The following is a 26,572-nucleotide window of genomic DNA, read 5'->3' as shown; positions in this document are numbered from 1 at the left end:
TTGACTGGAGTTATCTTATGCGATGAATATTAACTGAAACTTAAGATATAATTTTTATCAAAAATAAGCACATATTATCTTTAACTAGGTAGACTTACCGTCACCATAAACCCAGTCTCTGGTAGAGGCCGATTGCCAAGCTTCAGCTGTAATCCGTGAAGCTCTGCAATCTGGTGAACGATAGACAATCCTAAGCCGCTACCCCGCTCATTTTGTCCAGCTGGGCGATAGAAGCGTTCGCTTAATCTATTTAACTGATCAGCAGGTGCGCCCGGTCCATTGTCTATAACGGTAATGGCATGTGAGCTCAATTTCAGTTCAATCACACTGCCCTCTGGACTGTAACGAATCGCATTGTCTATTAGATTACGTAGCAGTAATTTGAATAAGGTAGGATTAACTTCGATGGGCAGAATATCCTCTGCATTTTCGCATTGAACTAATCGCTTTAGCTGGATACTCTTCTCTCTTGCTTGACGATTACAGCCAGCCAAGACATCATCGGTTAGGCTCAACCAATCAATGCGTTGCAGCTGCGATTTTGGTAACTGCTGTTGTGGAGCAAGCTTGGCCAATATAAGCAGCTGTTCTACTAAGTGATTTGCTCTATCGATACCCTCGCTAATGCGCTGGGCATGATAAAGCAGATCATCATCGAGCGCCGGCTCATTGGCTTGCGATATTTGCTGTTGCATTAATTTTTGTTGCAACAAGTCTATCTGTAGCTTAAGCGCGGTTAGAGGACTTCGAAGCTCATGTGAAGCATCAGCTGTGAAGCGTTGCTCACGCTCCAAAGTATCCGCTACTTTGACAAATAGCGCATTTAAAGCAGTGACCAACGGCTGAATCTCTTTAGGAACTTCAGTAACAATAGGACTGGCATCTTGCGGTAGATGGGCGTTTAACGTCTCACTTATCTTATTTAACGGCTCAAAACCGCGTCGAACCGACCAGATTACCAATCCTATAAACGCCAATAATCCAAGCGACATTGGCAAAATTTGCAGCATTAAAGTATTAGCAATCATCTCTCGGCGTACTTTGAGGTTTTGACCGACGGCAATAACTCGGCCATCATGCTGACGAAAATTATCATCGTGAATATAAAACAATCGCCATCGCCGACTAAAAGGGTTTAAACGTCGATAGGCTCTGTTTTCTCGCTCCAAAAATCCCTGTTGATCGGCTAAAAAAGCAAAGGACTCACCGTTTTCATCTGCCATCAGTAATCGCCCTTTTCTGTCCCAAATCGCAAATCCCATATAGTCATCTTTTGCGTTGCCTAGATTGCCTAAAAGCTGATGATTTTTTAACCGATAAATTTTGGCATAGTTGTGATCATGCTCATGCTCATCGTCGTCATCGTAATTATCACTGTCATCATCATCGTCATGACTTTTTGACTTATATTTTTTATCCTCTAGCCTTTTTTTCTCGTAATTCCCCTCAAGATCCTCATCACTAGCGATACTTACCAAATAGCGTGCCACCTGAGTGATTTGAGTGTCATTAATTTCACTGATTTCATGCCAAAAACGCCAAGCCACAAAGCCTGACGTTAATAGCCACAGCAGTGGCAAGCCGATTAATAATGAGGTTAACAGTCGTTGCTGAATACTTTTCATATAAGGGTTCTAGTAAGGGTTCTAGGCTAGCACTATCAGTCGATAAATAGAGACTTATAGAGCTTAATAAATATATCTCAATAAATAACAGTTAACTTATTGAGCCGGACCATGCTGATAGTTGGGATTTAAATAATAGCCAATGCCGCGCTTGGTCAATATAAAATCATTGCCCAGCTTTTTGCGCAAATGATGAATATGAACCTCGATAGCATTACTCTCAATATCTTGTTGCCAGCCATAGAGTTTGTCCTCTAAGCTGGCCCGATTATGAATCTTTTGTGGTTGAGTCATCATTTGCTCCAATATGGCCACCTCTTTTGTGGTTAAGTCAATCGACTGGCCTTGATAAGTCACTTGCTGACTATGAGGATAATAGACCAACTCTCCAAAGCTAATTTCAGGATAGATTCGACCTTGACTGCGTCGCATTAATGCTTGTAACCTCGCAATCACTTCATCGAGCGCAAACGGTTTGACTAGATAATCATCAGCTCCGGCATTAAGTCCGGCCACTCTATTGGCGATGGCATCTCGAGCAGTAATAATCAACACCGGCGTATCCAGCTTCTTGTCACGCCAGCTTTTTAAGACCGACATGCCATCACCATTTGGCAAGGTCAAATCTAACAACACAGCATCGAAAATCGACTCTTGCAGCGCCAATTCTCCCAGCTTTGCATCACTAAACCAGTCCACCATCATGCCATGGTTTTTGAGGCCTAAGATTAAGCCCTCTGCGATAGTGCTGTCGTCTTCTATTAATAATACCCGCGCCATAATAGTCCTCGTTGTAGCCACTTTCTTTAAACTAGATAATTCTTTTATAGCACTTTTAATGATAAATACAGTTTTAACTTTATTCAGTTTTATTCACTGTTTTATTACCAGTAATCATAGATTTGATAAGGTTTTGCTTTTGTAGACGGCTCATAACGATGGCCGATATCACATGCAGTGGCACTAATACATATAAGCTATTGGCCAATACTCCATGTATTCCTTCAAACAAATCTTTGTTTCCCAAAATTTGTGATTCCATCAAATAACCGGTCATCCCCAAACCGATAATAGCACCCCAAAGGGCAAACATCATCAATGCACCTAAGGGATTATGACCCAAATGCTCAGTTTTAACACTTTGATTATTAAGATTCTGGGCTTTAAGTTCATTTAGATGGTTTTTAAGTCGTGTGGGTGTCGGGAAGAAGTCGCTAAACCGAGCATATTTACTGCCTACCAACCCCCATAGCAGGCGTATCACTACCAACGCCACTACCATAAAGCCGACAAACATGTGAATATTGCTACCCTCTTTGGTAAAAGCTAAATTGGCAATGACACCGGTGGCAACTGCCCAGTGAGTAAACCTGACTAAAATATCCCAGATCTTAACTTGTTGTTGAGAAGCAGAAATGGATTCAGAGGCTGAGAAGTTAGGGTTAGAAATATTTTCTATGTTAATTTTGGATACTTTTGGGCTCATGACTAGGGCTTCCTTAAGCTGACTACTGTATCAGTAGCTATTATGAAGTTCGCTTGTGGATGGTCCTTATAATCAATCAGGCATCCACTGCGGCTGTGTTGTGAGTCTATTACAACAGGTGAACCTTAAGATAAGCTTAGGAAAGTGGTAATATTTCTACATTGGTCATACTTTCGTTCAGAGCAGCACGATTTTTGAGATGAGTAGTATTATGAGTAGTCCAGATCTTCTAAGTGATTTAACTCCAAGTCATTTAACTCTAAATCATTTAACCTTATCTCCTCCCTCTTCCGATTTTCAAATAGATTTCCTAAGAAACCTTCAATGGCTACTAGAATCCAGCTCCTATAACACTACTTATAAGTTTGCACTAATTATTGCCCTATCTAACTTATCTATTGAGTCCGGTATTAGCGACCAAAGCAGCCTAACACTCTCATACGAACAGATAGCCGAACAATTCATCGCTCTGTATTGGCGACAAACCATGCCCTTCTCAGCAGAAGACTCAAGCTCAGTGCTCAGTCAAACTGTTAACAAGGGTCAAATCAAGGTTATTAATAGTATTCTTGACCTACAAAAAAAGTCTTCTCCAAGCTTGTTACAAGCCCAAAAAGTTAATCCTAAAGCATGGGATACAGCAATAAATCAGGTTGTTAGAACTCTTAAAGACAACCCCATCGAAAGACTGCAAATAGCAGATCAAAAAATTGAACGCAACTTCTTATACAGCTTTAACAAGGACTTGGTGACGCTTAAACCAGGCATTGCATACTGCTTCTCAAGATTCAATCAAATCGTGCTCAAGCTGTGCCAACAGTATTGGACAGACTTTGTGCGTAAAAACCGCAACAATAAAGACTTATTTAGTGATGATATTGATTTACAAGAGTTTTTATTTGACCAACCTCGACAAAATCTAGGCGCATTAGTTCCAATTTTGTACGACATTCAACAAGGACAATGCTTTTATTGTCATAAAAAGCTTAAAGACCACCAAGAAATAGATCATTTTATCCCTTGGTCAAAGTATCCCATAGATACTACCCATAACTTTGTGTTGGCAGATCATAAATGTAATAACAATAAGCGCGACTACCTAGCGGAAGAGAAGTTTTATGGGCAATGGCTATCTAGAAATCAAAGGTATGGTAAACAAATTACCAATGAAACCAAATCAATGGGCTTTATTAGCAACCAAAAACGCTCTGAGACCATTAGTAGTTGGGCTTATCAGATAGCTGTTGAGCACAAGGACCTGGTATGGACACCTGACTCAAAGATTAAGCTTCGTACTATCGACCCTAATTTACTACCTAGATTGAGGGCTTAAGTATTTGCGATATTGCCAGTTTTACAATGCAAATTTTCAGCATTCAAGTAAAAACCTGAAAAATACATTTGACACCTAAGAAATTATGTATATAATACGCTCCTACATTCAGACGATATATGACGTATTAAGTTATTATATATCTAAAGAGAGTATAGCTTTTAGCCAAGCACAGCTTGGCTCTTGCGAAGCTAAAATCAAACTGATTCTTATATGATTCAATTAAGATTTTAGTTTTTTGGAAATCCTATTTAAAGGATTTCCCTTGCGCAAAGGATGAAGCAGTGCTTCATCTGTATCTTTGCTCAGGGTGATTAGCTCAGTTGGTAGAGCGTCTGCCTTACACGCAGAATGTCGGCAGTTCGAGCCTGTCATCACCCACCACTTATTTTAGAAAGTGGCTAAACTTTCTAAGCGACCTAAGCAGCGGTAGTTCAGTTGGTTAGAATACCGGCCTGTCACGCCGGGGGTCGCGGGTTCGAGTCCCGTCCGCTGCGCCATATTTTAAAACTTAGTTTGCTTATGTAATTAAGCACACAGTTTCAGCCTCAAGTATTTATACTTGGGGTTTTTTTGTGTTTTTAATTTTATCTAGACTACCCCTGTTAGTGTGTGAGATACATCCTACACAGTTGTAAGGTAGGGTGTCGCCATGCGCACCTTAAACAATCCTGATAATCATTACGCAAGGAAAGGTAAAATACAAACCGCTTGAGTGCAATTTAAACAATTTTGTTATGCTTCTAAGGTTATGTATGCTACTTGCTGTTTATCAATGGCTTTAATTACCCTCTAAAAACTTAGTCTTCAGTTCTCTATCATCTAAATAAAACTCATATACATTATTTGAAGAAGTATCTGCATATAAGTAACTCACCATGAATATTGCCTACTCAGGCTTTTGAATAATTAGCTGCTTGTAAACTGATTTAACGTTACAGTCTGCCTTGTCATTTTCTACAATGACATGTAAGAAATCTAGAGTTTAATGAACAACCCCTTGTCTAACTCAAACCTATCCCTTAAGCTCACTATATATTACAATCGTCAGATAAAAAGGATTGATTGCTACCAGCATTTAGCCCAATAGCTCTTGCTCGAGCTTGATAGCTGGTTGGCAACCAAAAGTGCAAGGAGTGACAAGTTGACTCAATACACCGCAAAATCAGCGTATCCCCTTCTCAACAATACTTGGATTGGCATAACTCAAGTCATATTGGCCGCCATCTGTTGGGGCACACTAGGTATCTTTTCGACTTATCTTAATCGCTTCGGCTTCACAGGTTGGCAGCTGACCATACTGCGAGTGGTTACCTCCGGGGTAATATTGCTGGCACTGCTACCTTTTTTATGGCGATATCTTAAAGTATTAACCCTTAGACAGTGGTCTGCTCTAGCCTTACAATCCTTAATTGGTGTGCTTGGCATGTCGGTTTTTTACTTTATAGCAGTAGTGAACTTAGGCGCTGGACCCGCCGTGGCACTACTTTATACCGCGCCTGTATTTAGCTTAGGTTTCTCAGCAGTACTATTAAAGGAGCACATTACCAAACGAGCAGGTATGTTGGCTTTACTAGCGGTGATTGGCGTTGGCCTAACCATGCTAGGCGAAGACGCCAACTTTAATTGGGGAATACTGGCCGGCTTGATGTCTGGGGTATGTTATTCTCTATACGGTGTTTTAGGCAAACGGGCAATGGGTGATGCTCACCCCGCTCCTTTAGTCTTCTTTACCTCGGTCTCTTTTAGTGCAGCAGTGCTGATGTTCATGCCGACCACCTATGAAACTTATTATCAATTATCCGCTTTACCCCTTTCTACTTGGGGCTATGTCGCCGGTCTATCATTGATCGGAACTATAATTCCTTTTGCTCTTTATATGAAAGCCTTAGAGAAGCTCCCTGCTACCCGTGCCTCGGTCTTTACTACTTTTGAGCCTCTAACCGCCATTTTATTGGCCGTTGTTTTATTACATCAATCTTTGGCTCCTGTTCAGTATTTGGGCATATCTTTCATTTTGATCGCCTCTATTTTAAATAGCTTACTTAAATCTCAAACCAATTAGGCACTAGATTAATTGCGACTGTTTATTTTCTTAACGATTTCTTAACTACCTCACTGTTAGTTTATCCTCTCCAACATGACATGCTGTCTGTTGATGCTCACAGTGAGTTAAGATATGGCTATTATTACCAACCACAGCGGCGTTGAAAGCAGTAGTGCAACTACTGACCCTTCTCACCAACCCTCAAATTCCTCTGCTATCCATACGGCACTAGCTAAAGTCCCTGAAGTTACCTTAATTTTTTGGCTAATAAAAATTGCTTCTACTACTTTAGGCGAAACGGCGGGTGATGCCCTGTCCATGTCCCTGAATTTAGGTTATCTAGTAAGCACTGGAATATTTGCGGTTATTTTTGCAATAGCCGTGGCTACCCAAATCAAAGCCGATCGTTTTAATAAGTGGCTATATTGGGCGACTATTATCGCTACTACCACGCTAGGCACAACGATTGCTGACTTTGTGACCCGCTCTTTGGGTATCGGTTTTGCCGGCGGTTCTGCCTTATTATTGGCGCTGCTTTGTCTGAGTTTGTTTACTTGGTACAAAAGCATGGGCAGTATTTCTGTCGATAGCATTAATAACCCTAAGTCAGAAGTATTTTATTGGGCAACCATTATGTTCTCTCAAACCCTTGGTACCGCGCTTGGTGACTGGGTTGCTGACACCAAAGGTATGGGCTATACCACTAGTGCCATTATCTTTGGTAGCTTATTGGTCTTAATAGCGTTGGCACATTTTTGGACGAAATATCAAAAACCTTGCTGTTCTGGAGTGCATTTGTACTTACCCGTCCTCTAGGTGCCGTATTGGGCGACTTTTTGGACAAGCCTATTGACCATGGTGGCTTGGCATTAAGTCGTTTTGGTGCTTCTGCCGCTCTGCTGGTATTTATTGTATTCTGCTTAGTGGTCTTTAAACAACGCGCAAGTGCCAAAGCCCACTAGTGGCCCAAAGTCATCTATAGTAAAGCTGTCAACAAGGCAACGATGGGTTCAGGCAGTAAAAAATTAATTTAGTAATAAGCTAAATAAGTAATAAGTTAGCGTATAGGGATGCAGCCACGGTGCAGTCTGAATAAAGAGAAATAGATAGTAATAAACACTGTCTTACTTTTGGTAATAAATATTAACCGTTAATGACCAAATCCTTAACGCTGTCTTATTGTCTGCTAAGTTATTATAAATCCTCATAAAATTTATAAGATTATAAAATGAATCAAATTAGTGAGTGGGTACTGGCCATAATGGCCAAATTCGGCTATTTAGGTATTATTTTTGCCATGTTCGCCGAAAACGTATTTCCCCCGATACCGTCGGAAGTCATCATGCCGGCAGCAGGCTTTGCTGTGGCTCGAGGGGATTTGAATCTATTATTGGTTATTATCGCCGGTACTTTAGGCAGCGTGCTAGGGGCACTTCCCTTATATTACTTCGGTAGTCTGTTTAATAAACAAAGGCTGATCGACTTTACCGAGAAGTATGGAAAATATGTCTTTGTAAAGCCTGATGATGTCATATCAGCCGATGACTGGTTTAACAAACACGGTAAGAAAGCGGTGTTTTTTGGTCGTATGGTACCTGGCATCCGCTCGTTAATCTCTATTCCTGCTGGCATGAACAAAATGCCACTGCTTCCGTTTATTATTTTCACCACTGCTGGCGCCGCTATTTGGACCACCTTACTGACCTTAGCAGGATACCATTTTGGCAAAAACTATGAGGTCATTGAAAGATTTCTTGCCCCCTATTCCAAAATCTTCTTGGGAGCAGCGATAGTTATAGTGATTATATGGTTACTGAGAAGACGAATGGGTCAGTCAAAGTAAAAATAGTCGCTTTCACCTATTGTTTAAACTTATTTTTCTCAATTAAAATGAAAGCGAAACTTTATAAGGAGCAATACTCATGTTAATTATAAAATTGACTGAGACCAAAGAAACGTTGGATGATATAGAAAGAATTTGTCGTCATCTGTGCGAACACAAAGATTTAGTTGCGTTAATGACACCAGAGCAAAGCCAAGATATCTCCTATATATTAAGGCCAACCTTTAATGCCAATCATAACGAAGACCAAAAAAGAGCGCATTGGCAAAAACTACTTAATGAATTTACCGTGACTGATAAAAAAGGCAACGAACTGCGCTTTTTTAGAGACCACCCCACTGAAGCCTTATATTTTGGCAATAAACAAGGCTTTGATACCCTTGAGAGTATATCTACCCACTAGGCTAACTCCAAAGAAACTTTAAAACAAAAATTTCAAATAAAAATGATTATCATTTATAATGATTGACTTGTAGATAATTCTGTCCTCCTCCTTCACTGCTCAAGCACTACAATGGATGCTATGACCAATTACCCTAAGTCAAATCAATATCAGCTGAAATCTACGCCGCACAGCAATAAAGGTATCCGAATCTTATTTATAGGATTGGGCGGTGTTTTTGTTTTAATAGGATTAATCGGTATAGTCTTACCAGTACTGCCGACCACACCGTTTATATTACTGGCGGCCGCCTGTTGGGCCAAAGGCTCAAAAAAGTTTCATCAATGGCTAATTACTCACAAGACTTTCGGTAAAATGGTCATAAACTGGCAACAACACCGAGCCATTCCGCGCAAAGCCAAACATCTAGCTTGGACCATGATGAGTCTATCCTGCGCCATGCTTTTTTATCGCTTCTCAGATAGTTTGCAGTGGCTAGCTTGGCTAACCACTGCTGTCTGTGTAGCTACGGCTTTGTGGATGTCACGTCTTCCTGATGCTTAGCTTAGAACTGATACGTCAGACCCACCTTGTAATTACGTCCTGGCGCCGTATATCTCTCAATACCCGCACCCTCACGACCAAGAGATGAGTTAATACTGACCTCAGCTAGTGAGCGCAAGCTGCTCCAAGGAATATAAGTCTCATTAAACACATTAAACACGCCAGCCGATAAAGTCAGACCCTTAGTTAGCTGCTTGCTACCATACACATCATAAATCACAGTCGATTTTGAATGATTGATAAGCTCAAAAGGTGCTATGCCATATATGGGATTCCCGTAGGGCTGTTTATTGGTATCGGCAAAGACTTTGGCATCCTCAGCTTTTTTGGCACCCAAATAACGCACACTACTGTGTAGTTTATAACCTTGATCAGGCGACTCATAATGGATGCCCAGTTGTGCCCCTAGCGGTTCCGTGGCCAATAGATTGATGCCTCGTTCGGTTTCATCTTTAGCGAAGCTTAGATTGCCTGATAGTCTCACGCTGCCCTCAGTCCCAGCATAATCCGACACATCCCAAGTTCCCCCCAATCTTAATCCATAAGTCTGTGCCTGCCCAATATTTTGAGCCCCAATTAAATTCACCGTATTGGCCCAATTATCCTTTCCAGCGAACTGCATAAACTGTATAAAGTCCTCATAATCACTATAAAACCCGGTAGCACTCACACTGAAATTATCATAATCAGCCGCTAGGGTTAACTCATGGTTTTTTGAGGTTTCGGGCTTTAAGTTGGGGTTAGGCGTTAGCTTATTACCCAATATCTCAAACGCTGAGTACATTTGGCTCGTCGCTGGTGCCAAAAACCCTGTGGAGAATTTGTAGCCAAGCTGCCACTGCGGATTCAATTTATAGTTCACCGCCACCATTGCGCCTAGATTATCCATGCGCTGTTTTTTTTCAAAGTCGCCATTCTCATAATACTGCTTCACGGATGACTCGCCGCTTTGATGCGCAAGTGCTTTTTTATTAATCTTAGTTATATAAGGCTTATAAGCGTAATCATCATAGCGAAGGCCTAAAGTTGTGCTTAGCTTATTGGTCACATCAATCTTGTCTTCAACAGCAATGTTAAACACATCACGCTTAACCGCTGGACCCACGAAGGTATACCAGTCCCCATACTCAGTCTGAGTTTGTAGTATCAGATCATGATCGGCTTTGGCGTACTGCGCATCAAGAGATAAGGTGTGTGTGCCAAGCTTCTGGGTCTCAATAGGATACAGTAGACCCTCAATATGTAGCTGATTGGTCTTATCAGTTTGTGGCCGATATTCGGTCTTATCCAAATAATAATCTTCGCTACCATAAATGTTTCTATGATCCTCTGTCCGAGCGATAGCTGTTATTTGTTGATGACTGATGTCCGCCTTTATCTGATCTATCCATTCACTATTATTCGGCAAATATCGATAGTTTAAGGCATAGCTTTTCAGCTCAGTTTCATCCCTACCCATTTTAGCTGGCGGCTTAGTATAAGAGGCTATGCGGGTTGAGTAATTATTAGATAGGCTGTCTCTTTTTTGATAAATACCTTGGACACCTAAGCGGTGCTCATCATTTATATGCCAATATACTTTGGCCAAGGCCGACTCGCTTTTATAGTCGAGCGGATCGGGCAAACTGGCTTCTACTGGATAAATATTGGGATAATTGGGATCACTATCAAAATCATAGCTAGGCTTAAGCTTGTCCGCATCAAAGTCAATCATGCGATGGTTTTTTAGTTCATGACCATCACGGCGCACATAATTGATTATGGCCTCTACCTGCTCATTACGTCCAGCCAGCCCTACCGCTTTGGTAAATTCCTCATTAGCATCAGCATAGCTAAGCTTGGCATAACCACCTATCTGCTCATTTGACTGCAGTAAATCGTCTGGGTCTTTGGTTTTGTAATTCACGGCGCCGCCTACAGCCCCACTACCTGATTTAAATGAGTCCGCCCCTACTTGAAGTCGTATCTCAGACAGCATTTCCAACTCTGGGCTAAATCGGCCCTCGTACATATTGCCATAGCGTGAGAAGATTTCGTTGACCTGTCTATCCGGCAGGTTTACCCCATCCAGGCTCAACGCAATTCTATTACCATCAACCCCGCGCATAGCGAAGCCCTTATTGCCATAACGCCCTATCTCCGCCACGCTCACATCAGTATTGTAGCGTACCAAATCTTGCAAGTTGTCTATCTGCTGCTCTTTGATATCCTGACTGGTTTTTATGTCTTCTGTAGCTTGTGTTGCCTGCATCTCTGCGCCTGAAGCTACCACTATCTTATCAAAGGTAACCTTTGGCATATCGGTTGTGATGCTCATATCCGTTCCAGCTTCGGTAGTACCGTCTGTTCTGCTTTTGGTATTGGCAACTGCCGACTGGGTCATTAAAGCCACCACGATCACACTAAGTATTCGCGGTGTTGGTAAGTGGCTATCCCCCCTTGTTTTGCCTAGGTTACCGGTATCGTTGATAGAAACTGTTTTAACGCATATTTTTGTCATACCTAAATGTACCTTTAAAGATTGTGAAAGAGATCAGGACCATTATTAACGAAGCAACAATCCAGAAATATAGCGACAACATTATCTATTAATTTTCTTTTTATGTAAATGATAATTATTATCGTTTAATGGACTAAATTAACTTACTTCTTTTTTTATCCAAGCACAGTCTTTCAATGAGTAAAGCTTAGGTATTGCAATTGTTATATATTGTTATGTTATACTATAACAATAATATTACTTTAGAGTTAAAGCTGGCCAGGTTTGATTCGTTTACCGCTCCCAACAGGCTTCCTGTCTGGGATTTTTTTATCACCGTTATAAAAAGCTTTTAATTACTATGAAAATAAAACCCTTATCTTATGCCGTTTCGGCCATTATGCTGTCCTATCTTTCTCACACCCCAATGGCACAAGCTGCCGTTAGCTCTAAGACGGTAACGGATACTCAAGACCAAAAGCAGACCCCTTCACAACAGGCTTCTGAAACTGACTCAACCCCTGACTCTGCATCAAACCCCATTGCCATCTTTGATACCATCACCGTTCCGCCTTCATCAACTCATGTCCCAAGTAGCCTGGCTTTTGACAATGCTCAGAAAGCCAGCGATGTCGTCATTGATAATGAAAAATTACGTCACCGCTCTGCCACATTAGGTAATGCTTTAGCAGATGAATTGGGCGTGCATAGTAATCCTTTTGGGGGTGGCTCCTCAGCTCCTGTGGTGCGTGGTCAAGAGGGTGTCCGTGTCAAAATTTTACAGAACGGTATGGATGCAATAGATATGTCTACCCTATCCCCAGATCATGTGGTTGGAGTAGATACCCTACTTGCTGATAAGGTTGAATTAATCCGTGGTGCCTCTACGCTGCTATATAGCAATGCCTCACCCGCTGGGGTTATCAATGTGGTGGATGGACGTATCCCTACTGAAGTTCCAGAGGGCTATACAGGGGAAGCAACTTTACGCTTTAATGAAAATAATGATGAAAGAGTGGCAACGGCAGGTATAACTTTTGGCTTAACTGACAATGTGGCACTGCGTGTCGAAGGGCTAACTCGTAAAGCAAATGAGTATGAAGTACCCGAGATTAATCTCGGAGATAAACTAAACTACCTACCCGACTCACAAAATAAGTCCAACGTTGGTACTATCGGCTTATCTTATGTCGGGGAGAGAGGTCATATCGGGGTCGCTTATAGTGAACGAGAGGACAAATATGGCTTAGTAGGTCACAATCATAAGTTGGATGGGTGTTATGGACACGTGGTCTATCCTCAAAAAAACTATAAAAATAAACCTTATCTAGCTGCTTATCCTCACTTAATGGGCGATGAAGACTTAGCAGAATCTTTTCACTTCCACTGTGATAGCGACCATAATGAAGACGAACCCCATAGCCACGATAACCCTTATGGACATGATCATGACCATACCCAAGGTGGACCTTGGGTTGATATGAATAGTAAAAGCTACTATTTACAAGGCGAATTACTAGAGCCTATACCGGCTATCGAAAAGGTACGTTTGAATGTTGCCTATCACGACTATCATCACGAAGAACACGATCATGGTAAGACCATCCCAGACCCTGCTAAAGGAGAGAGATTTGTTAAAGCACAACCTTCCTACTTTGACAATCAAGGTTACAACGCAAAACTAGAAGCCTACCACACCCCTACTGAGCATTTACAAGGGGTTTGGGGTATTCAGAGTCAATCTCATAAAAGCAGTGCGCTGATCCCTTCTAAAGAGGAACATCCTCAGAACCGCCGTCCTTTAGTAGAAAACAAACATCGTCAATTTAGCGTGTTTGGGGTAGAGCAATATAAGCTTAATGATTGGTTATTCGAAGCAGGCTTGCGTTATGAGCACTCAAAAATTCCAGTTACCTATAACCTGGACGAGATTGAAGCTCAAAACAAGATTCTCGGTCAATTATTGAAGCCTGAACAGCCAGACTTAACCCCTTATCAAGAGTCTGCTTTTTCTTATGCCTTAGGCGCTATCTGGGATATGACCCCTGAATATCGCTTAGATATGTCGTATTCACACAATGAGCGTCTGCCCACACCTATGGAGCTTTATTATCATGGCAAAAACTTAGCGACCAACTCCTTCTTATACGGCAATAAAGACCTCGATAAAGAAGAGTCAGATAACTTCGAGCTAGGCATCCAGTTTACTGGTGACAAATGGCGTTACAAGGCCAGCGCTTACAGCAACCACTTTGACAACTATGTCCATGCTGAAAACCTGCATAAAGACGGCAACCTATATATGCGCCGTATGACCCAATCCAAAGCCAAAATCCAAGGCTTAGAAGCCGAAGTTGGCTACGAATATCTACCTGGCCATAGTGCTACTTTATTTGGTGACTATGTGCGTGGCAAGTTGTATGGCTTTGCCCCAGTTTATGGTAATGAAATCAAAAGTCAGAATGAAGTCATTAAATATATGCCACCTGAAGAGTGTGGTGCTTCGCCAGGCGACGATGTATATGAAGAGTGGTGTGGCTACCCAGACTATGAAGTTATTGGTATCGACAAAGTCGAGCGCCCAGAACGCAACGCCCCACGTATGTCACCACTACGCTTAGGTTTGCGCTTAAACAATGAATACAATGATAATTGGTCAACCTCACTAGACTTTACTCGAGTCTTTGCCCAAAACAAAACCTCCACAGCGACAGTTGTCAATATACCAAGGGATGAATCCCGCTTAAAAGTCACGGAAGTACCTGAAGATTCTACCAGTGGCTACTCACTCCTAAACGTCGGAGTGGATTACAAAAATACATGGGACAATGCCAAGCATCCAGTAGATTACACCCTCTCATTACGAGCTAATAACTTGCTTGATGAATACATTTACGTGCATAACTCCTTCTTGCCTTATGTGCCACAGATGGGGCGTAACTTCATGCTAAGTTTGAACGTTGAATTCTAATTAATTTTCTCAAAAAATTGTTCATAAAATAAAAAAGTAATGTTATAATATAACATTACATTAACACAGGAATTATTGTATGAAAAAATCCATTATTATCGCTGTTATGACTCTACTAGCAAGCAATGCAGCTATGGCACAAAATACGGACGCTTCCGGTTTTTCTGTAGGTCTAATTTTAGGCCAACTTGATTTTGATCTGCCAAAAAGCTCATTTGCTTATGGGGTTAAAGGGGCTTATCAGTTTGATGAAAACTTTGCTATTGAAGGCCAGTATTTAGCGACTGATGGTAAGGAGTTTATCGCTAATGATAGACGTCAGGATTTCGACGGTCAAAGTTATGGGCTATACGGCACTTATAAGTATACATTGAATGACTCCCCTGTATATTTGAAACCAAAATTAGGGGTATCAAGAACCGAGTTAGATGTTGTCAAAATCCGTGATGCAAAGCTGATTGATACCACTGTATTCCAAGAAAAAACCAGTGATAACAAAACCAGTGTGGCAGGTGGCTTGGCTGTAGGCTACAAAATGGGAGATAAATACAACCTTGAGCTAGGTTACGATTATTTAAATTCAGATATAGACGCTATTAATCTAGGTTTTAATTACAAGTTCTAGTATTCAAAGCCCAATCTCATCAACCAATATGCCTTAGCTGTATAATCTAGAGCTATCTAACCCATTCTTATAAAGTTTTTGGATAGCTAGTAGCAGCTAAGGCACGCATAGCTATAGCCGATCTAAGTCGTTAAATTTAAACCATTACTGTACTCATAGCACTGTGATAAATTTAGCGACTCCCCAATTCAAGCCTTTCATATCAAAATAGTAATATTCCAACCCACCCCTCCTGTGAGTTTAGTATAGCTAACAATACATTTTTATTTAACTTATTTTATATATTTAATAGACATAGGTCGAATGTTAATGTAATGTAAACAAATCTTAACAAAAAATTAATAATAAATATTTTTATTGCTTAAATTAAATACAGCGTAGTAACGCAATCGGACTGCGGAACACGGACCAGTGATTTAACCTGGTTATAAATATAAGCCGATTACTAATTGATCGACTTAACACATAAAGGGACTTTATGGATATTCTACAACTGCTTATTAGCGGAATTGCCAACGGCTGTATTTACGGTCTATTAGCACTGGGTTTTGTGCTCATCTATAAAGCCACAGAAGCTGTTAATTTTGCACAAGGCGACATGATGATGCTGGGCGCCTTTTTAAGTATCGCCTTCATCAATGCCTCAGAAGCCAACCTACCTTTCTTACTCGGTATCACTCTAGCCTCCATAGTAATGGGGCTATTTGGCTATTTATTAGATCGTTTCGTACTTCGAGGTATCTTTGGCCAACCGCAGTTTGCGATGATTATTCTAACCATCGCTCTAGGCTTTTTGATGCGCTTCGCAGCAAGCGTTATTTGGGGTCATGAGCCCATTTCACTAGAGACACCTTTTTCTGGGGTCATGCTAAGCATATATGGTCTTACCATCGCTTATGTCGATGTCATTATTATCATCTCAACGGTTGCGCTTACTAGCATCCTCTATTTCTTTTTTGCTCATACTCGCTTAGGAATTGCCATGCAGGCCAGCAGCCAAAATCAAATGGCAGCCTATTACATGGGCATCCCTGTCAAGCGTATTAACGGTATCGTCTGGGCCTTATCCGGTGTGGTTGCGGCTATCGCTGGCGTATTATTTGCCGCAAAAGGGGCTATTGAGCCCTCTGTCGGCTTACTATTTGGCATTAAAGCTTTTGCAGCAGCAGTAATAGGCGGACTCGGCTCATTACCTGGGGCACTGGCCGGCGGCTTGTTGGTCGGCATAATTGAACCCTTTGCCGGTCGCTATTTACCCATGGGTTTTGGACAGGTCGCCCCTTACGTACTCATGTTGACAGTATTAATACTTCGACCTGGCGGTATCTTTGCTCAAATGAAACAGAAAAAAGTTTAGTAGCACAGCAAACACGGTTTATATCGTACCCCTACCCAATCAAACGCTTTCATTATAGGTTTGAATTAAATGGCTTACGACGCTCCTTCCCTCTTATCAAGGATGATAATTTTAGATGAAAGCCCAGTTCAAACACAGCTATGATCAAGACATCAATATCTTTAAAGACAATGCACATCGCTTCAAGTATGCCCTGCTTCTGCTATTACTAATGGCAGCACCTTGGTTACTTAGTGGTTATTATATTAGCGAGCTAAGTGCCATTCTTATCTGGTCCATCGCAGGCCTTGGTCTAATGCTATTAATAGGTCATACCGGTCAAGTTAGCTTAGGACATGCCGCCTTTATGGCGATCGGAGCCTTTAGCCATATGGCATTAATGATTAGAGGTTGGCACTTTATACCCGCCTTACTAGCGGCAGCTATCATTACTGGGGTCATCGGTGCAATCATTGCTAGACCTATACTGCGAACCAGCGGTATCTATCTGGCAATTGCGACCCTTGCTCTCAGTATTATCATTGAAGATGTTGCCATTATTGCCGAGCCCATTACCGGTGGTGTTGCTGGATTATACGCCTCTCCTATTATGCTGTTTGATTATCAAATAGATCGCTATGCTACCCCTCGCACCTTTTATTACTTATGTATTAGCATACTATTGTTAGTTACACTGGCCTATATTAATTTACTACGCAGTGCCACTGGCCGTTCATTTTTGGCCATAAGAGACAGTGAAGTCTCAGCAAAGGCCCTTGGGGTCAATGTCACTCGCGCTAAGACCATCTCTTTTAGCCTATCCTGTGCCATTACCGGTATAGCAGGCGCTATGTATGGCCATTTTGTGCAAGCAGTAAATTACGAAAGCTTTTTAGTTCTAATCTCTATTACTCTCCTACTTCAAGTGGTTATCGGTGGTCTCGGCTCTATTCAAGGAGCTATCTTTGGTGCAATTGTCATCGTCCTCCTACCTCAAGTTATCTCTATCTCAGGCGATTTTCTAAATCAAACTACTGGTATTGCGCTTGCCGAATACCCGGGTATTGACACTGCTCTATTTGCATTGATTATTGTCGCTATTATTATCTACGAACCTCGTGGTCTGTTTGGTATCTGGGTCAAGATTCGGACTTGGTTAGAGATGTTTCCATTGTACCGAAAAGGGCTGTTTCGCCGCTCCAAAACTTATCTTAAAACGGAGCGTATGCAATGAGTTTATTACAAGTACAGTCACTCTCCATCGCTTTTGGAGGCGTTAAAGCAGTAGACAACGTCAGCTTTGAAGTACAAGAAGGTGAAGTGTTCACTATTGTTGGCCCTAATGGGGCAGGAAAATCTACTATATTTAATCTAATAAGCAGACTATACGAGCCAACTAGCGGTCGTATTATGTTTGACGGCACTGATATTACCAAACTACCCGCTCATGACATAGCTAAGCTGGGCATTGCTAGGACCTTTCAAAATATCGAACTGTTTGATCACTCTAGTGTTTTACAAAATTTGTTGATAGGTCGTCATTCTCAGCGAAACACCCATTGGTTACAAGAGTTGTTGTTTTTGCCAAGTGTACGCCGCAGTGAACGTGAGCATCGCTATGCAGTCGAAAAGGTTATCGACTTTTTAGGCCTAGAAGCTTACCGCGATAAGCTTATTGCAGGGCTGCCCTACGGCATCCGTAAAGTGGTTGAGATTGCACGCGGCTTGGCTTCCAACCCCAAGCTTATCTTATTGGATGAGCCTGCCTCTGGACTGAGTGTTGAAGAAACTAGCGAGATGGCATGGTGGATTGAAGATATGCAGAAGGATTTGGGATTGACAATATTAATGGTGGAACATGATATGAGCCTGGTTAACCGCGTCTCTGATAGAGTGTTGGCAGTAGCAGAAGGTAAACCTTTAGTACAAGGGACTGCCGCAGAAGTTCAAGCAGATCCTGTGGTCATTGAAGCTTATCTTGGCTCGGAGGAAATCTAATGCAAAAACCTCTAGCCCCAGCCGCAACCTCGCCGAACCTACCTGAGCCACCGCTGCCTTTAATCGAAACTCCAGTGACTCATAATGTTCTTGAAGTGCGTAACCTTGAAGCCTTTTATGGTCCAGTCATGGCATTAAGAGGGGTCAATATTGAAGTACCAGAAGGCAAGATTGTCACTATCTTAGGCGCTAATGGTGCGGGTAAAACCACGCTAATGAAGACCGTCTCTGGTGTCTTACATCCGCAAAAAGGAGCAGTTTGGTTCCGTGGTGAGCGCATTGATGGTGTTCAGCCAGATCGCTTGGTCAATAAAGGCTTGGCGCATGTGCCAGAAGGACGTGAGGTCTTCCCTTTTTTAAGTGTCGCTGAAAACCTAGTTATGGGTGCTTACACTCGGCGCGACAAAGCTGAGGTTGCCCGTGATATCGAGATGATTTATGAATATTTTCCTATTCTAAAACAGCGCCGCAACCAGTCCGCTGGCACCCTGTCAGGGGGACAACAGCAGATGCTCGCTATTGGTCGAGGCCTGATGTCTCGCCCCACACTTATGCTACTCGATGAGCCATCTCTTGGGCTGTCCCCGCTACTGGTACAAGAAATATTTACTATTATTCGTCGACTCAATAAAGAGCAAGGGGTCACTATATTACTGGTAGAACAAAACGCTCGTGTCGCTCTCAAAGCAGCTGATTATGGCTATGTATTAGAGACAGGGCGTATTGTCATGGCTGGTAGCAGTGATGAGCTAATGCAGTCAGACGATATCAAAGAGTTCTATCTTGGCCAAACCCAACAATCGACAGATGCAAACACCCGATTCAAACGCAAAAAGACTTGGCGATAATACCCATGACAATAATTAGCCCCACATTAATTTATAGCTTTTTTCCAAATAAGCTGCAGCTACTCACCCCAGCGACAGCACCCACCATAATGGCACCTGCCTCTTTAAATAAACCTACGTTTTCCGAAAACGCTCTGGCTCAAGACGATACTGTTAATAGCTCCTTATCCAGCTCTATCCAAGCTCATACTTCTACATCATCAAAAGTCTCTTCACATACAACTATTAGTGATTGTGACACTTTAGTTAAGCTTTGGCGTCATGTCTGCAAAGAGCGTGGTAACCAAACAGCACATCGAGAGAAGTCGCTTGGTATTTGGCAGAGCAGTAGCTGGAGCGACTATTATAATTGTGCTCGTGATATCGGCATGGGACTAATTGATTTAGGGCTCAATAAAGGCGCTACTGTCTCCATACTAAGTGAAGACAATAAAGAGTGGCTGTATTGCGATTTAGGCATTTGTGCAGTCGGTGGCATCCCTAACGGTATCTACACCACAGATAGCCCAGAGCAGCTGGTTTATTTGGTTAACGATAGCTGTTCTGAGTTTTTAATTGTAGAGAACGATGAGCAGCTGCATAAATATTTGCAAGTCCGCGAGTTAATGCCTAGCTTAAAAAAAATTATTGTCTTTGATAAAAAGGGTCTGCGCGACTTAGATGATGACAGCGTATTGTTCTTGGAGCAGTTAATCGAATTAGGCCAACAAGCCACAAACGCTGAGACTCGCTTTGAGCAGTTAATTGATCTTAGTCAGCCTAGCGATATCCGCACTTTAATTTATACTTCAGGCACCACAGGCAATCCTAAGGGCGCCATTATCACTCATGCCAATAGTATGTATGAAATACAGGCGACCGCCTCAGTATTAGATGTCTATCCCTCTGATGAACAGCTGTGTTTTTTGCCCCTGTGTCATATTCTAGAACGCGTTGTATCAGTAGACATTCCTATCCATAGAGGCTGTATCGTTAACTTCGCTGAGAGTACAGAAACCGTATTTGATAATCTGCGTGAAGTCTCCCCGCATACTTTTACCGCCGTTCCTAGACTGTGGGAGAAGCTATACGCCACGGTGAGCAATATGCGCAGTGATGCCAGTAGCTTCAATGGTTGGGCTTTTGACAACGCTGTTAAAGTCGGTAAAGCCTATGCCACTGTCACATTAGCAGGTGACACGCCAAGCTCAGCGCTTTCAATACAATACAGGTTTTGGGACACACTAGTACTAAAAAAAATCCGTGAACTACTTGGTATGTCCAATATTCGACGAGCGATCACAGGTGCGGCCCCCATATCCCCTGAAGTTATCTTATGGTTCCATGCTATCGGCGTACGTATCTATGAGGGCTACGGTATGACCGAAAGCACTGGTGTTATATCAGTAAATAGTCTAGGTAACATTCGACTTGGTAGCGTGGGACAACTGATTCCTGGCAGCGAAGCTGTCATAGCTGATAACGGTGAAATATTAATTAAAGGTCCACATATCTTTGATGGCTACTGGAATAATCCGGAAAAAACTGCAGAAGACTTAAGAGACGGCTGGCTGCATACCGGCGATATGGGAGAAATAAAAGAAGGCTACCTTTATATTACCGGTCGAATTAAAGACATTATCATCACTGCGGGTGGCAAAAACATTACCCCTGCTGTAATCGAAAGCAAACTTAAATTTTCTCACTATATCTCTGACGCTGTGGTCATTGGAGATAAGCGCAAATACCTGACCTGTCTTATTATGATTGATCAAGAAAATGTGGAGAAGTTTGCCCAAGACAATCAAGTAAGCTTTTCTGACTTTAGCTCTTTATGTCATTCCCCTCAAGTAATTGACTTGATAGATCAGGTCATCCAAGACGCCAACCAATCTTTTGCTCAAGTAGAACAAATCAAATATTTCCGCCTTATAGATGTCTTGTTAACCGCTGAAGATGAAGAATTAACCGCTACTATGAAGCTCAAACGAAGTTTTGTCGAAAAAAGGCACCATGCTTTGATCGATGCGATGTACTAGTCTGCTCTTCTTTATGTGAGTTATCACATTTTTTGGATAGATTGGTACTTTTTAAAACCTGCAGTAATTTAAATTTGCAGTATTAAGCGACAATGTCGCAAGGAGAGATACAATGAAAGGAAGCTTTAAATTAACTTTGATGGCTTTGACAATTACTATGTCTGGGCTAACAGGGTGTACTCAAACTGAGAGTGATAATACTGCCTCTAGCGAGACTAGTGAAACAGCCATAACTGAGAAATCAACTGCTCATGATGCGGAGTCGACCAGTGGCATACCCGTTCAAGGGGTTACTGATGACGAAATTGTCATCGGTGGTGTTCATGATTTGTCCGGTATATTTGCTGTATTCTCGGCGCCCGCTGTCAAAGCTGCCAATCAGTATTTTGAAGAAGTGAATGCCAATGGTGGTATCCATGGTCGTCAAATCCGCTACGTGGTCGAAGATCATGGCTATCAAGTGCCAAAAGCTGTACAGGCTACTAATAAGCTAGTTAATCGTGACAAAGTATTTGCCATGCTAATGAGCCTTGGTACACCACATAATTTGGCCGCTTTCCCTATTATGGATCGTAATAACGTACCAAATATATTGCCTCTAACCTTTGCTGAGCCTATGCAATCCGAAGGCCCGTTTAATCGCCGCTATACTTTAGGTGCAACTTATTATGAGTCGATGAAAGCAGGTATTAACTACTTAATTGATAAAAATGATATCAGCAATCTATGTGTTATGTATATCCCTTCTGATTTTGGGGAAGAGACCCATCAGGCAGCCCTTGATATTGCTGAAGCAAACCCAAATGTGACCTTGTCGCAAGCCACTTCCCATCGCCCTGATGAAACAGACTTCTCCGGCACTTTAGCACGACTAAAAGATGCGGATTGTGGCCTAGTTGCGACCTCTTTAGGGGTTCGCTCAACCATAGGTGTCGTTGGTAAAGCCAAAGCTATGGGCTGGCAAGATGTTAGCTTTATTGCCCCTGTATCAAGCTTCCATGAGACAGTAGCTTCAGCACCAGGTGGGGCCTCTGAAGGGCTGTATGCTGTGTCCTATTGGGAAGACCTTCATACCCGTAAGGATGAGCCAGCAACTCAAGCTTGGATAGACAGTTATACCGAAGTAAATGGTGATCGTCCCTCATCAGGTGCTGTGCTTGGTTATTTATCAGCACGGACGCTAGTAGAAGGACTACAAGCAGCTGGCCCTGATCTTAATGCAGATAGTTTGAATGCAGGCCTTGAAACCATTGATTTTACTGATGATGTAATAGGGGTAACCTTCAAGATGAATGCTGATAAACATGCGGCTACTAAAAATACTTATTTGTCTCAAGTACAAAACGGACTATGGGAACCTGTGGCTAAAGTTATTGAGTAATTAAGGCCAAAGTCATTGAGTAATTAACCACTCACTCTGTTAGCAAGCATATTAAACCAAGGTTTGATATGCTTTTTTTGCAGCGATAATTACCCCCTGCCCTACATTTAAACAACTTTTGCTAGCAAATTACTTTTCCATAACGAATTCTAAAATGTTCATTTTCTGTAACTATTATTTGACATAGAGCGGCTGTTTGTTAGGATACTCGGTCTGTTTTTTTGTCAAGTAAATTTTATTAGTAGTTTATTTATTAACGAATACTATCTTTGTATATTAAATATACCCCTCTCTCCATTATCTCGTAATAAAACATTGCTAACTTAAGCATTTTACGGAGATTATCATTGGTCTAAGCTACTTAGCCCAATTTATTTATTGAGTTCAAGTTCAATATTAGCTTTCGTTATAACGAGCGCTAATGCGACAATCAAGCCTCATCTATGACATAAAGCGACTCTAATATTGATAAAGGTAGTAAATAAAAGCAAAACTCTTTGCTCGAATTTTATCAACTTTACATAGGACAATATTATGAGTATTAACCCTAACAAAATCCCCAACCCTGACAAAATTCCAAAATCGTTAATCCGTCGTTTTCGCAAACGGCTATATACCACAGAGCACGAAGTCGGTGAAAATAACGTGCAAGTCATGGGTATGGATATTCACAACCCAGTATTCGGTATTACCGCACTATTAGTTTTAGCTTTCGTTGTATTTACCTTAACCATGCCAGAGTTGGCTAACTCTTGGCTAAATGGTGCCAAAGAATGGGTAGTAAATACCTTCGACTGGTTTATCGTTAGTGCCAGCAACATCTTTGTTTTGTTTTGTCTACTGTTAATTATCTCTCCTTATGGCAATATTCGTATTGGGGGTATTAGAGCCACCCCAGACTTTGGCCGTCTGTCCTGGATAGCCATGCTTTTCGCCGCAGGTATGGGTATCGGCCTCATGTTTTGGTCGGTTGCAGAGCCTTTAGGTTATGCCACTGACTGGGGTGGTACTCCACTGGGTATAGCGCCTGGTACTCCCGAAGCTTATAAAGCGGCCATGGGAGCTACCATGTATCACTGGGGCCTTCATCCTTGGGCTATTTATGCAACGGTTGGTCTTTCACTGGCACTATTTGCCTTCAACTTCCGTTTCCCATTGACCTTACGCTCAGTTTTTTATCCTATTTTCAAAGAAAAAACTTGGGGTCTACCGGGTCATATCATTGATATCTTAGCGGTATTGGCCACTATTTTTGGTCTGGCTACCTCATTAGGTCTAGGTGCTCAGCAAGCTGCTGGTGGTCTTAAATACCTATTCGGGATAGATTTAGGGGTTAACGTCGTTGAGATGATCATCATCGCTGCGGTAACTATGTTAGCCACCCTATCAGTCTATCGTGGTCTAGATGGCGGTGTTAAGCTGTTGTCTAACTTCAACATGTTACTGGCTTTATTATTATTACTATTCATCTTTATCGTCTCTAATCCACTAAAGCTTATCGGTCAAATATTCGGTACTGGCGTCTCCTACGCCTCCTACATTCTACCGTTATCTAACCCAGTAGGTCGCACAGATACCACCTTCTATCATGGCTGGACATTATTTTACTGGGCATGGTGGATCAGCTGGTCACCATTCGTAGGTATGTTTATCGCTCGTATTTCTAAAGGTCGCACCGTACGTGAATTCTTAACCGCAGTAATGATTGCTCCAACTCTTGTGACCATAATTTGGATGACCGTATTTGGTGAAACAGGCCTGAGCCAATACAAAAACCAAGTCGGTGAGCTTTCTCAAGGGGTTACGGATGCCTCGTTAACCTTGTTCCAGATGTTGAATAATTTACCCCTTGGCATGATCACCTCAATCATCGCTATTATCCTAGTTTTGGTATTCTTCATTACTTCCTCAGACTCAGGCTCGTTAGTTATCGATACCATCACTGCAGGCGGTAAGCTTGAAGCACCCGTACCACAGCGGATCTTCTGGGCCATCTCACAAGGTTTGATTGCTATTGCCCTATTGTATGGCGGTGGTGAGGCAGCACTTACCTCGCTACAATCTGGCTCTGTCAGTACCGGCCTACCCTTCACCTTCGTATTGCTGGTCATGTGTTTCAGCCTATTCCTAGGTCTAAGACGCATTTATAAGGCTCGTGAATGGTTACTTGATGAGTTGGAGAAATACTAATCGCCATATTTCACATCAACTGCTATTTTAAGTAAAAGCCAGGTATCAAACTTACCTGGTTTTTGCTTTCGCTGTAACTTTTCTTCCACTATAAAGTGTTAAATTACTCAAGTAATAGCAAAAGTCCTCTTTAACTTAGCGGCTGAACTTGTTATCTTGTTTGTTCTCTCATCCCCTCTTAAATTTTCTATTTTTCTCATAGGCTAATTATCATTAATTGGCCCCTTTTTGTATTTGATTTTATGACTCATACTCCTAAAGCAGAGACTCTCTCTCGCCGAACGCAATACATTCAAGTTATCTTAATGGGCATCAGTGCTTTTGTAATGAACACCACCGAGTTTGTACCAGTGGCTCTACTAAGTGACATTGCCCGAGATTTCTCCATTACCACAGCTGAAACTGGCTGGATGCTTACCTTATATGCTTGGATTGTGGCGGCCATGTCATTGCCACTAATGCTACTCACCAGTAAACTGGAACGTAAAAAGCTATTGCTGGGCTTATTTGCTGTTTTTATTGTCAGTCATATTCTGTCAGTTGTTGCTTGGAGCTTTAATGTCTTACTGATCAGCCGCGTGGGTATAGCTTTTTCTCATGCGATATTCTGGTCAATTACCGCCGCCATCGCCATTCGTGTCGCCCCTGAAGACAAAAGGGCATTTGCCCTAAGTGTGGTAGCTACTGGCACCTCATTGGCTATGGTGCTTGGCGTGCCCTTAGGCCGAATTATCGGTCAATGGTATGGTTGGCGTGCCACTTTTGGCGGTATTGGCTTCATTGCTTTGGTGGTATTTATATTACAAGCAAGACTATTACCTACGTTACCCAGTATGTTTAAAGGGTCTTTTAGAAAAGTCCCTGAACTACTGAAAAACCCACTATTAGTCTGCTTGTATTTACTGATTTTCACGGTGTTCACTGCGCACTATACGGCCTATTCGTATATCGAGCCGTTCATGCGTGAAATCGGCTCTATCAGTGAAAACTTCGCCACGTTTATATTGTTGCTATTTGGCGGAGCAGGCATCATAGGCAGTGTTATCTTTAGCCGCTGGGGGGACAGACACAGCACTCTACTGATGTTTGTCTCTATTATCATCATGCTGTTATCTATGCTGAGCTTACTACTGGCAGTTAATTCGGTTTGGGCACTTAGTCTAAATGCAACGCTATGGGGAACGGCTTTAATGCTGCTTATTATTTCAATGCAGGCTAAAGTACTAATGGTAGACCAACATGCTCAAGACATGCTGATGTCTATGTTTTCCGGTATTATCAACTTAGGTATCGGTACTGGCGCTCTGTTCGGTGGTTATGCCGTGACTCACATTTCTTTGTCCAGTATTGGTTATGTGGGATCGGTGATAAGTTTGGTAGCACTATTGCTTATCTTATTTATGGTTAAGCAATTCCCTGTTCTGCGACGTTCCTAATCTGTCCGAG

The 26,572-nt window shown here is 42.0% G+C and carries 19 protein-coding genes, 2 tRNA genes and 1 pseudogene; 18 read left to right on the top strand and 4 right to left on the bottom strand.

Features of this window, described 5'->3' with window-relative positions:
* Positions 1 to 80: 80 nt before the first annotated feature.
* The 3 genes from G561_RS0106395 to G561_RS0106385 form a co-directional block, all read right to left on the bottom strand.
* On the bottom strand, positions 81 to 1,625 hold the full coding sequence (locus G561_RS0106395) for an ATP-binding protein (RefSeq protein ID WP_028858801.1): 1,545 nt from the start codon (positions 1,623 to 1,625) through the stop codon (positions 81 to 83).
* Between the two features lie 96 nt (positions 1,626 to 1,721).
* Positions 1,722 to 2,405, bottom strand: coding sequence for a response regulator (locus G561_RS0106390; protein ID WP_028858800.1), 684 nt, complete (start codon positions 2,403 to 2,405; stop codon positions 1,722 to 1,724).
* A gap of 79 nt (positions 2,406 to 2,484) precedes the next feature.
* On the bottom strand, positions 2,485 to 3,111 hold the full coding sequence (locus G561_RS0106385) for a cytochrome b/b6 domain-containing protein (RefSeq protein WP_028858799.1): 627 nt from the start codon (positions 3,109 to 3,111) through the stop codon (positions 2,485 to 2,487).
* Between the two features lie 211 nt (positions 3,112 to 3,322).
* Between G561_RS0106385 and G561_RS0106380 the strand changes: the two genes are divergently transcribed.
* The 8 genes and pseudogenes from G561_RS0106380 (at position 3,323) to G561_RS0106340 (ending at position 9,280) form a co-directional block, all read left to right on the top strand.
* Entirely contained in the window at positions 3,323 to 4,444 is a 1,122-nt protein-coding gene (locus tag G561_RS0106380; RefSeq protein WP_081794394.1) for an HNH endonuclease signature motif containing protein, read from the top strand.
* A 308-nt stretch (positions 4,445 to 4,752) separates the two neighbouring features.
* Positions 4,753 to 4,828: transfer RNA gene (locus tag G561_RS0106375), tRNA-Val, on the top strand.
* 39 nt (positions 4,829 to 4,867) lie between these two features.
* A tRNA-Asp gene (locus G561_RS0106370) sits at positions 4,868 to 4,944 on the top strand.
* A gap of 644 nt (positions 4,945 to 5,588) precedes the next feature.
* Positions 5,589 to 6,509, top strand: a complete 921-nt coding sequence (locus G561_RS0106360; protein ID WP_051584405.1) for a DMT family transporter — start codon at positions 5,589 to 5,591, stop codon at positions 6,507 to 6,509.
* 114 nt (positions 6,510 to 6,623) lie between these two features.
* Positions 6,624 to 7,453, top strand: a pseudogene (locus G561_RS14100) (COG4705 family protein).
* Positions 7,454 to 7,719: 266 nt separating this feature from the next.
* A complete protein-coding gene (locus tag G561_RS0106350; RefSeq protein ID WP_028858796.1) occupies positions 7,720 to 8,334 on the top strand; it encodes a DedA family protein in 615 nt (204 codons plus the stop codon).
* A gap of 79 nt (positions 8,335 to 8,413) precedes the next feature.
* On the top strand, positions 8,414 to 8,737 hold the full coding sequence (locus G561_RS0106345; RefSeq protein WP_028858795.1) for a hypothetical protein: 324 nt from the start codon (positions 8,414 to 8,416) through the stop codon (positions 8,735 to 8,737).
* Positions 8,738 to 8,857: 120 nt separating this feature from the next.
* On the top strand, positions 8,858 to 9,280 hold the full coding sequence (locus tag G561_RS0106340) for a YbaN family protein (protein WP_028858794.1): 423 nt from the start codon (positions 8,858 to 8,860) through the stop codon (positions 9,278 to 9,280).
* Position 9,281: 1 nt separating this feature from the next.
* On the opposite strand, the gene G561_RS0106335 is transcribed toward G561_RS0106340, so the two are convergent.
* Positions 9,282 to 11,780 (bottom strand): TonB-dependent hemoglobin/transferrin/lactoferrin family receptor, encoded by a 2,499-nt coding sequence (locus tag G561_RS0106335; RefSeq protein ID WP_115342949.1) that lies wholly within the window; start codon positions 11,778 to 11,780, stop codon positions 9,282 to 9,284.
* Positions 11,781 to 12,120: 340 nt separating this feature from the next.
* Here G561_RS0106335 and G561_RS0106330 point away from each other — a divergent pair, with 340 nt between their 5' ends.
* The 10 genes from G561_RS0106330 to G561_RS0106280 all read left to right on the top strand — a co-directional run bounded on the left by G561_RS0106330 (position 12,121) and on the right by G561_RS0106280 (position 26,562).
* Entirely contained in the window at positions 12,121 to 14,730 is a 2,610-nt protein-coding gene (locus G561_RS0106330) for a TonB-dependent receptor (protein WP_028858792.1), read from the top strand.
* 79 nt (positions 14,731 to 14,809) lie between these two features.
* Positions 14,810 to 15,355 carry a porin family protein gene (locus tag G561_RS0106325; protein ID WP_028858791.1) on the top strand — a complete coding sequence of 182 codons (546 nt, stop codon included), beginning with the start codon at positions 14,810 to 14,812 and terminating at the stop codon, positions 15,353 to 15,355.
* A 478-nt stretch (positions 15,356 to 15,833) separates the two neighbouring features.
* A complete protein-coding gene (locus tag G561_RS0106320; protein ID WP_028858790.1) occupies positions 15,834 to 16,712 on the top strand; it encodes a branched-chain amino acid ABC transporter permease in 879 nt (292 codons plus the stop codon).
* Positions 16,713 to 16,827: 115 nt separating this feature from the next.
* A complete protein-coding gene (locus tag G561_RS0106315) occupies positions 16,828 to 17,925 on the top strand; it encodes a branched-chain amino acid ABC transporter permease (RefSeq protein WP_028858789.1) in 1,098 nt (365 codons plus the stop codon).
* Positions 17,922 to 18,689: an ABC transporter ATP-binding protein gene (locus G561_RS0106310; protein ID WP_028858788.1), complete on the top strand. Its 768-nt coding sequence runs from the start codon at positions 17,922 to 17,924 to the stop codon at positions 18,687 to 18,689. Before G561_RS0106315 ends, G561_RS0106310 begins: the two co-directional genes overlap by 4 nt.
* Complete coding sequence (locus G561_RS0106305; RefSeq protein ID WP_081794393.1) at positions 18,689 to 19,537, top strand: ABC transporter ATP-binding protein; 849 nt, start codon at positions 18,689 to 18,691, stop codon at positions 19,535 to 19,537. The genes G561_RS0106310 and G561_RS0106305 overlap by 1 nt, the downstream gene beginning before the upstream one ends.
* A gap of 5 nt (positions 19,538 to 19,542) precedes the next feature.
* Positions 19,543 to 21,555, top strand: coding sequence for an AMP-dependent synthetase/ligase (locus G561_RS0106300; RefSeq protein ID WP_227674050.1), 2,013 nt, complete (start codon positions 19,543 to 19,545; stop codon positions 21,553 to 21,555).
* A 112-nt stretch (positions 21,556 to 21,667) separates the two neighbouring features.
* Positions 21,668 to 22,936, top strand: a complete 1,269-nt coding sequence (locus tag G561_RS0106295; RefSeq protein ID WP_028858785.1) for an ABC transporter substrate-binding protein — start codon at positions 21,668 to 21,670, stop codon at positions 22,934 to 22,936.
* 534 nt (positions 22,937 to 23,470) lie between these two features.
* Positions 23,471 to 25,126: a BCCT family transporter gene (locus G561_RS0106290; protein WP_028858784.1), complete on the top strand. Its 1,656-nt coding sequence runs from the start codon at positions 23,471 to 23,473 to the stop codon at positions 25,124 to 25,126.
* A gap of 242 nt (positions 25,127 to 25,368) precedes the next feature.
* Positions 25,369 to 26,562: a sugar transporter gene (locus G561_RS0106280; RefSeq protein WP_028858783.1), complete on the top strand. Its 1,194-nt coding sequence runs from the start codon at positions 25,369 to 25,371 to the stop codon at positions 26,560 to 26,562.
* Positions 26,563 to 26,572: the final 10 nt, after the last annotated feature.

This window comes from Psychrobacter phenylpyruvicus DSM 7000 = NBRC 102152 (genome assembly GCF_000685805.1).
GTDB classification, from domain to species: Bacteria; Pseudomonadota; Gammaproteobacteria; order Pseudomonadales; family Moraxellaceae; genus Psychrobacter; species Psychrobacter phenylpyruvicus.
The sequence above is the reverse complement of the archived record's forward strand: the minus strand, read 5'-3'. Positions and strand labels throughout refer to the sequence as shown.

Coding starts and splice junctions, on each gene's coding strand:
- G561_RS0106395 (WP_028858801.1), bottom strand. CDS start 1,625: ATGAAAAGTATTCAGCAACGACTGTTAACCTCATTATTAATCGGCTTG.
- G561_RS0106390 (WP_028858800.1), bottom strand. CDS start 2,405: ATGGCGCGGGTATTATTAATAGAAGACGACAGCACTATCGCAGAGGGC.
- G561_RS0106385 (WP_028858799.1), bottom strand. CDS start 3,111: ATGAGCCCAAAAGTATCCAAAATTAACATAGAAAATATTTCTAACCCT.
- G561_RS0106380 (WP_081794394.1), top strand. CDS start 3,323: ATGAGTAGTCCAGATCTTCTAAGTGATTTAACTCCAAGTCATTTAACT.
- G561_RS0106350 (WP_028858796.1), top strand. CDS start 7,720: ATGAATCAAATTAGTGAGTGGGTACTGGCCATAATGGCCAAATTCGGC.
- G561_RS0106345 (WP_028858795.1), top strand. CDS start 8,414: ATGTTAATTATAAAATTGACTGAGACCAAAGAAACGTTGGATGATATA.
- G561_RS0106340 (WP_028858794.1), top strand. CDS start 8,858: ATGACCAATTACCCTAAGTCAAATCAATATCAGCTGAAATCTACGCCG.
- G561_RS0106335 (WP_115342949.1), bottom strand. CDS start 11,780: ATGACAAAAATATGCGTTAAAACAGTTTCTATCAACGATACCGGTAAC.
- G561_RS0106330 (WP_028858792.1), top strand. CDS start 12,121: ATGAAAATAAAACCCTTATCTTATGCCGTTTCGGCCATTATGCTGTCC.
- G561_RS0106325 (WP_028858791.1), top strand. CDS start 14,810: ATGAAAAAATCCATTATTATCGCTGTTATGACTCTACTAGCAAGCAAT.
- G561_RS0106320 (WP_028858790.1), top strand. CDS start 15,834: ATGGATATTCTACAACTGCTTATTAGCGGAATTGCCAACGGCTGTATT.
- G561_RS0106315 (WP_028858789.1), top strand. CDS start 16,828: ATGAAAGCCCAGTTCAAACACAGCTATGATCAAGACATCAATATCTTT.
- G561_RS0106310 (WP_028858788.1), top strand. CDS start 17,922: ATGAGTTTATTACAAGTACAGTCACTCTCCATCGCTTTTGGAGGCGTT.
- G561_RS0106305 (WP_081794393.1), top strand. CDS start 18,689: ATGCAAAAACCTCTAGCCCCAGCCGCAACCTCGCCGAACCTACCTGAG.
- G561_RS0106300 (WP_227674050.1), top strand. CDS start 19,543: ATGACAATAATTAGCCCCACATTAATTTATAGCTTTTTTCCAAATAAG.
- G561_RS0106295 (WP_028858785.1), top strand. CDS start 21,668: ATGAAAGGAAGCTTTAAATTAACTTTGATGGCTTTGACAATTACTATG.
- G561_RS0106290 (WP_028858784.1), top strand. CDS start 23,471: ATGAGTATTAACCCTAACAAAATCCCCAACCCTGACAAAATTCCAAAA.
- G561_RS0106280 (WP_028858783.1), top strand. CDS start 25,369: ATGACTCATACTCCTAAAGCAGAGACTCTCTCTCGCCGAACGCAATAC.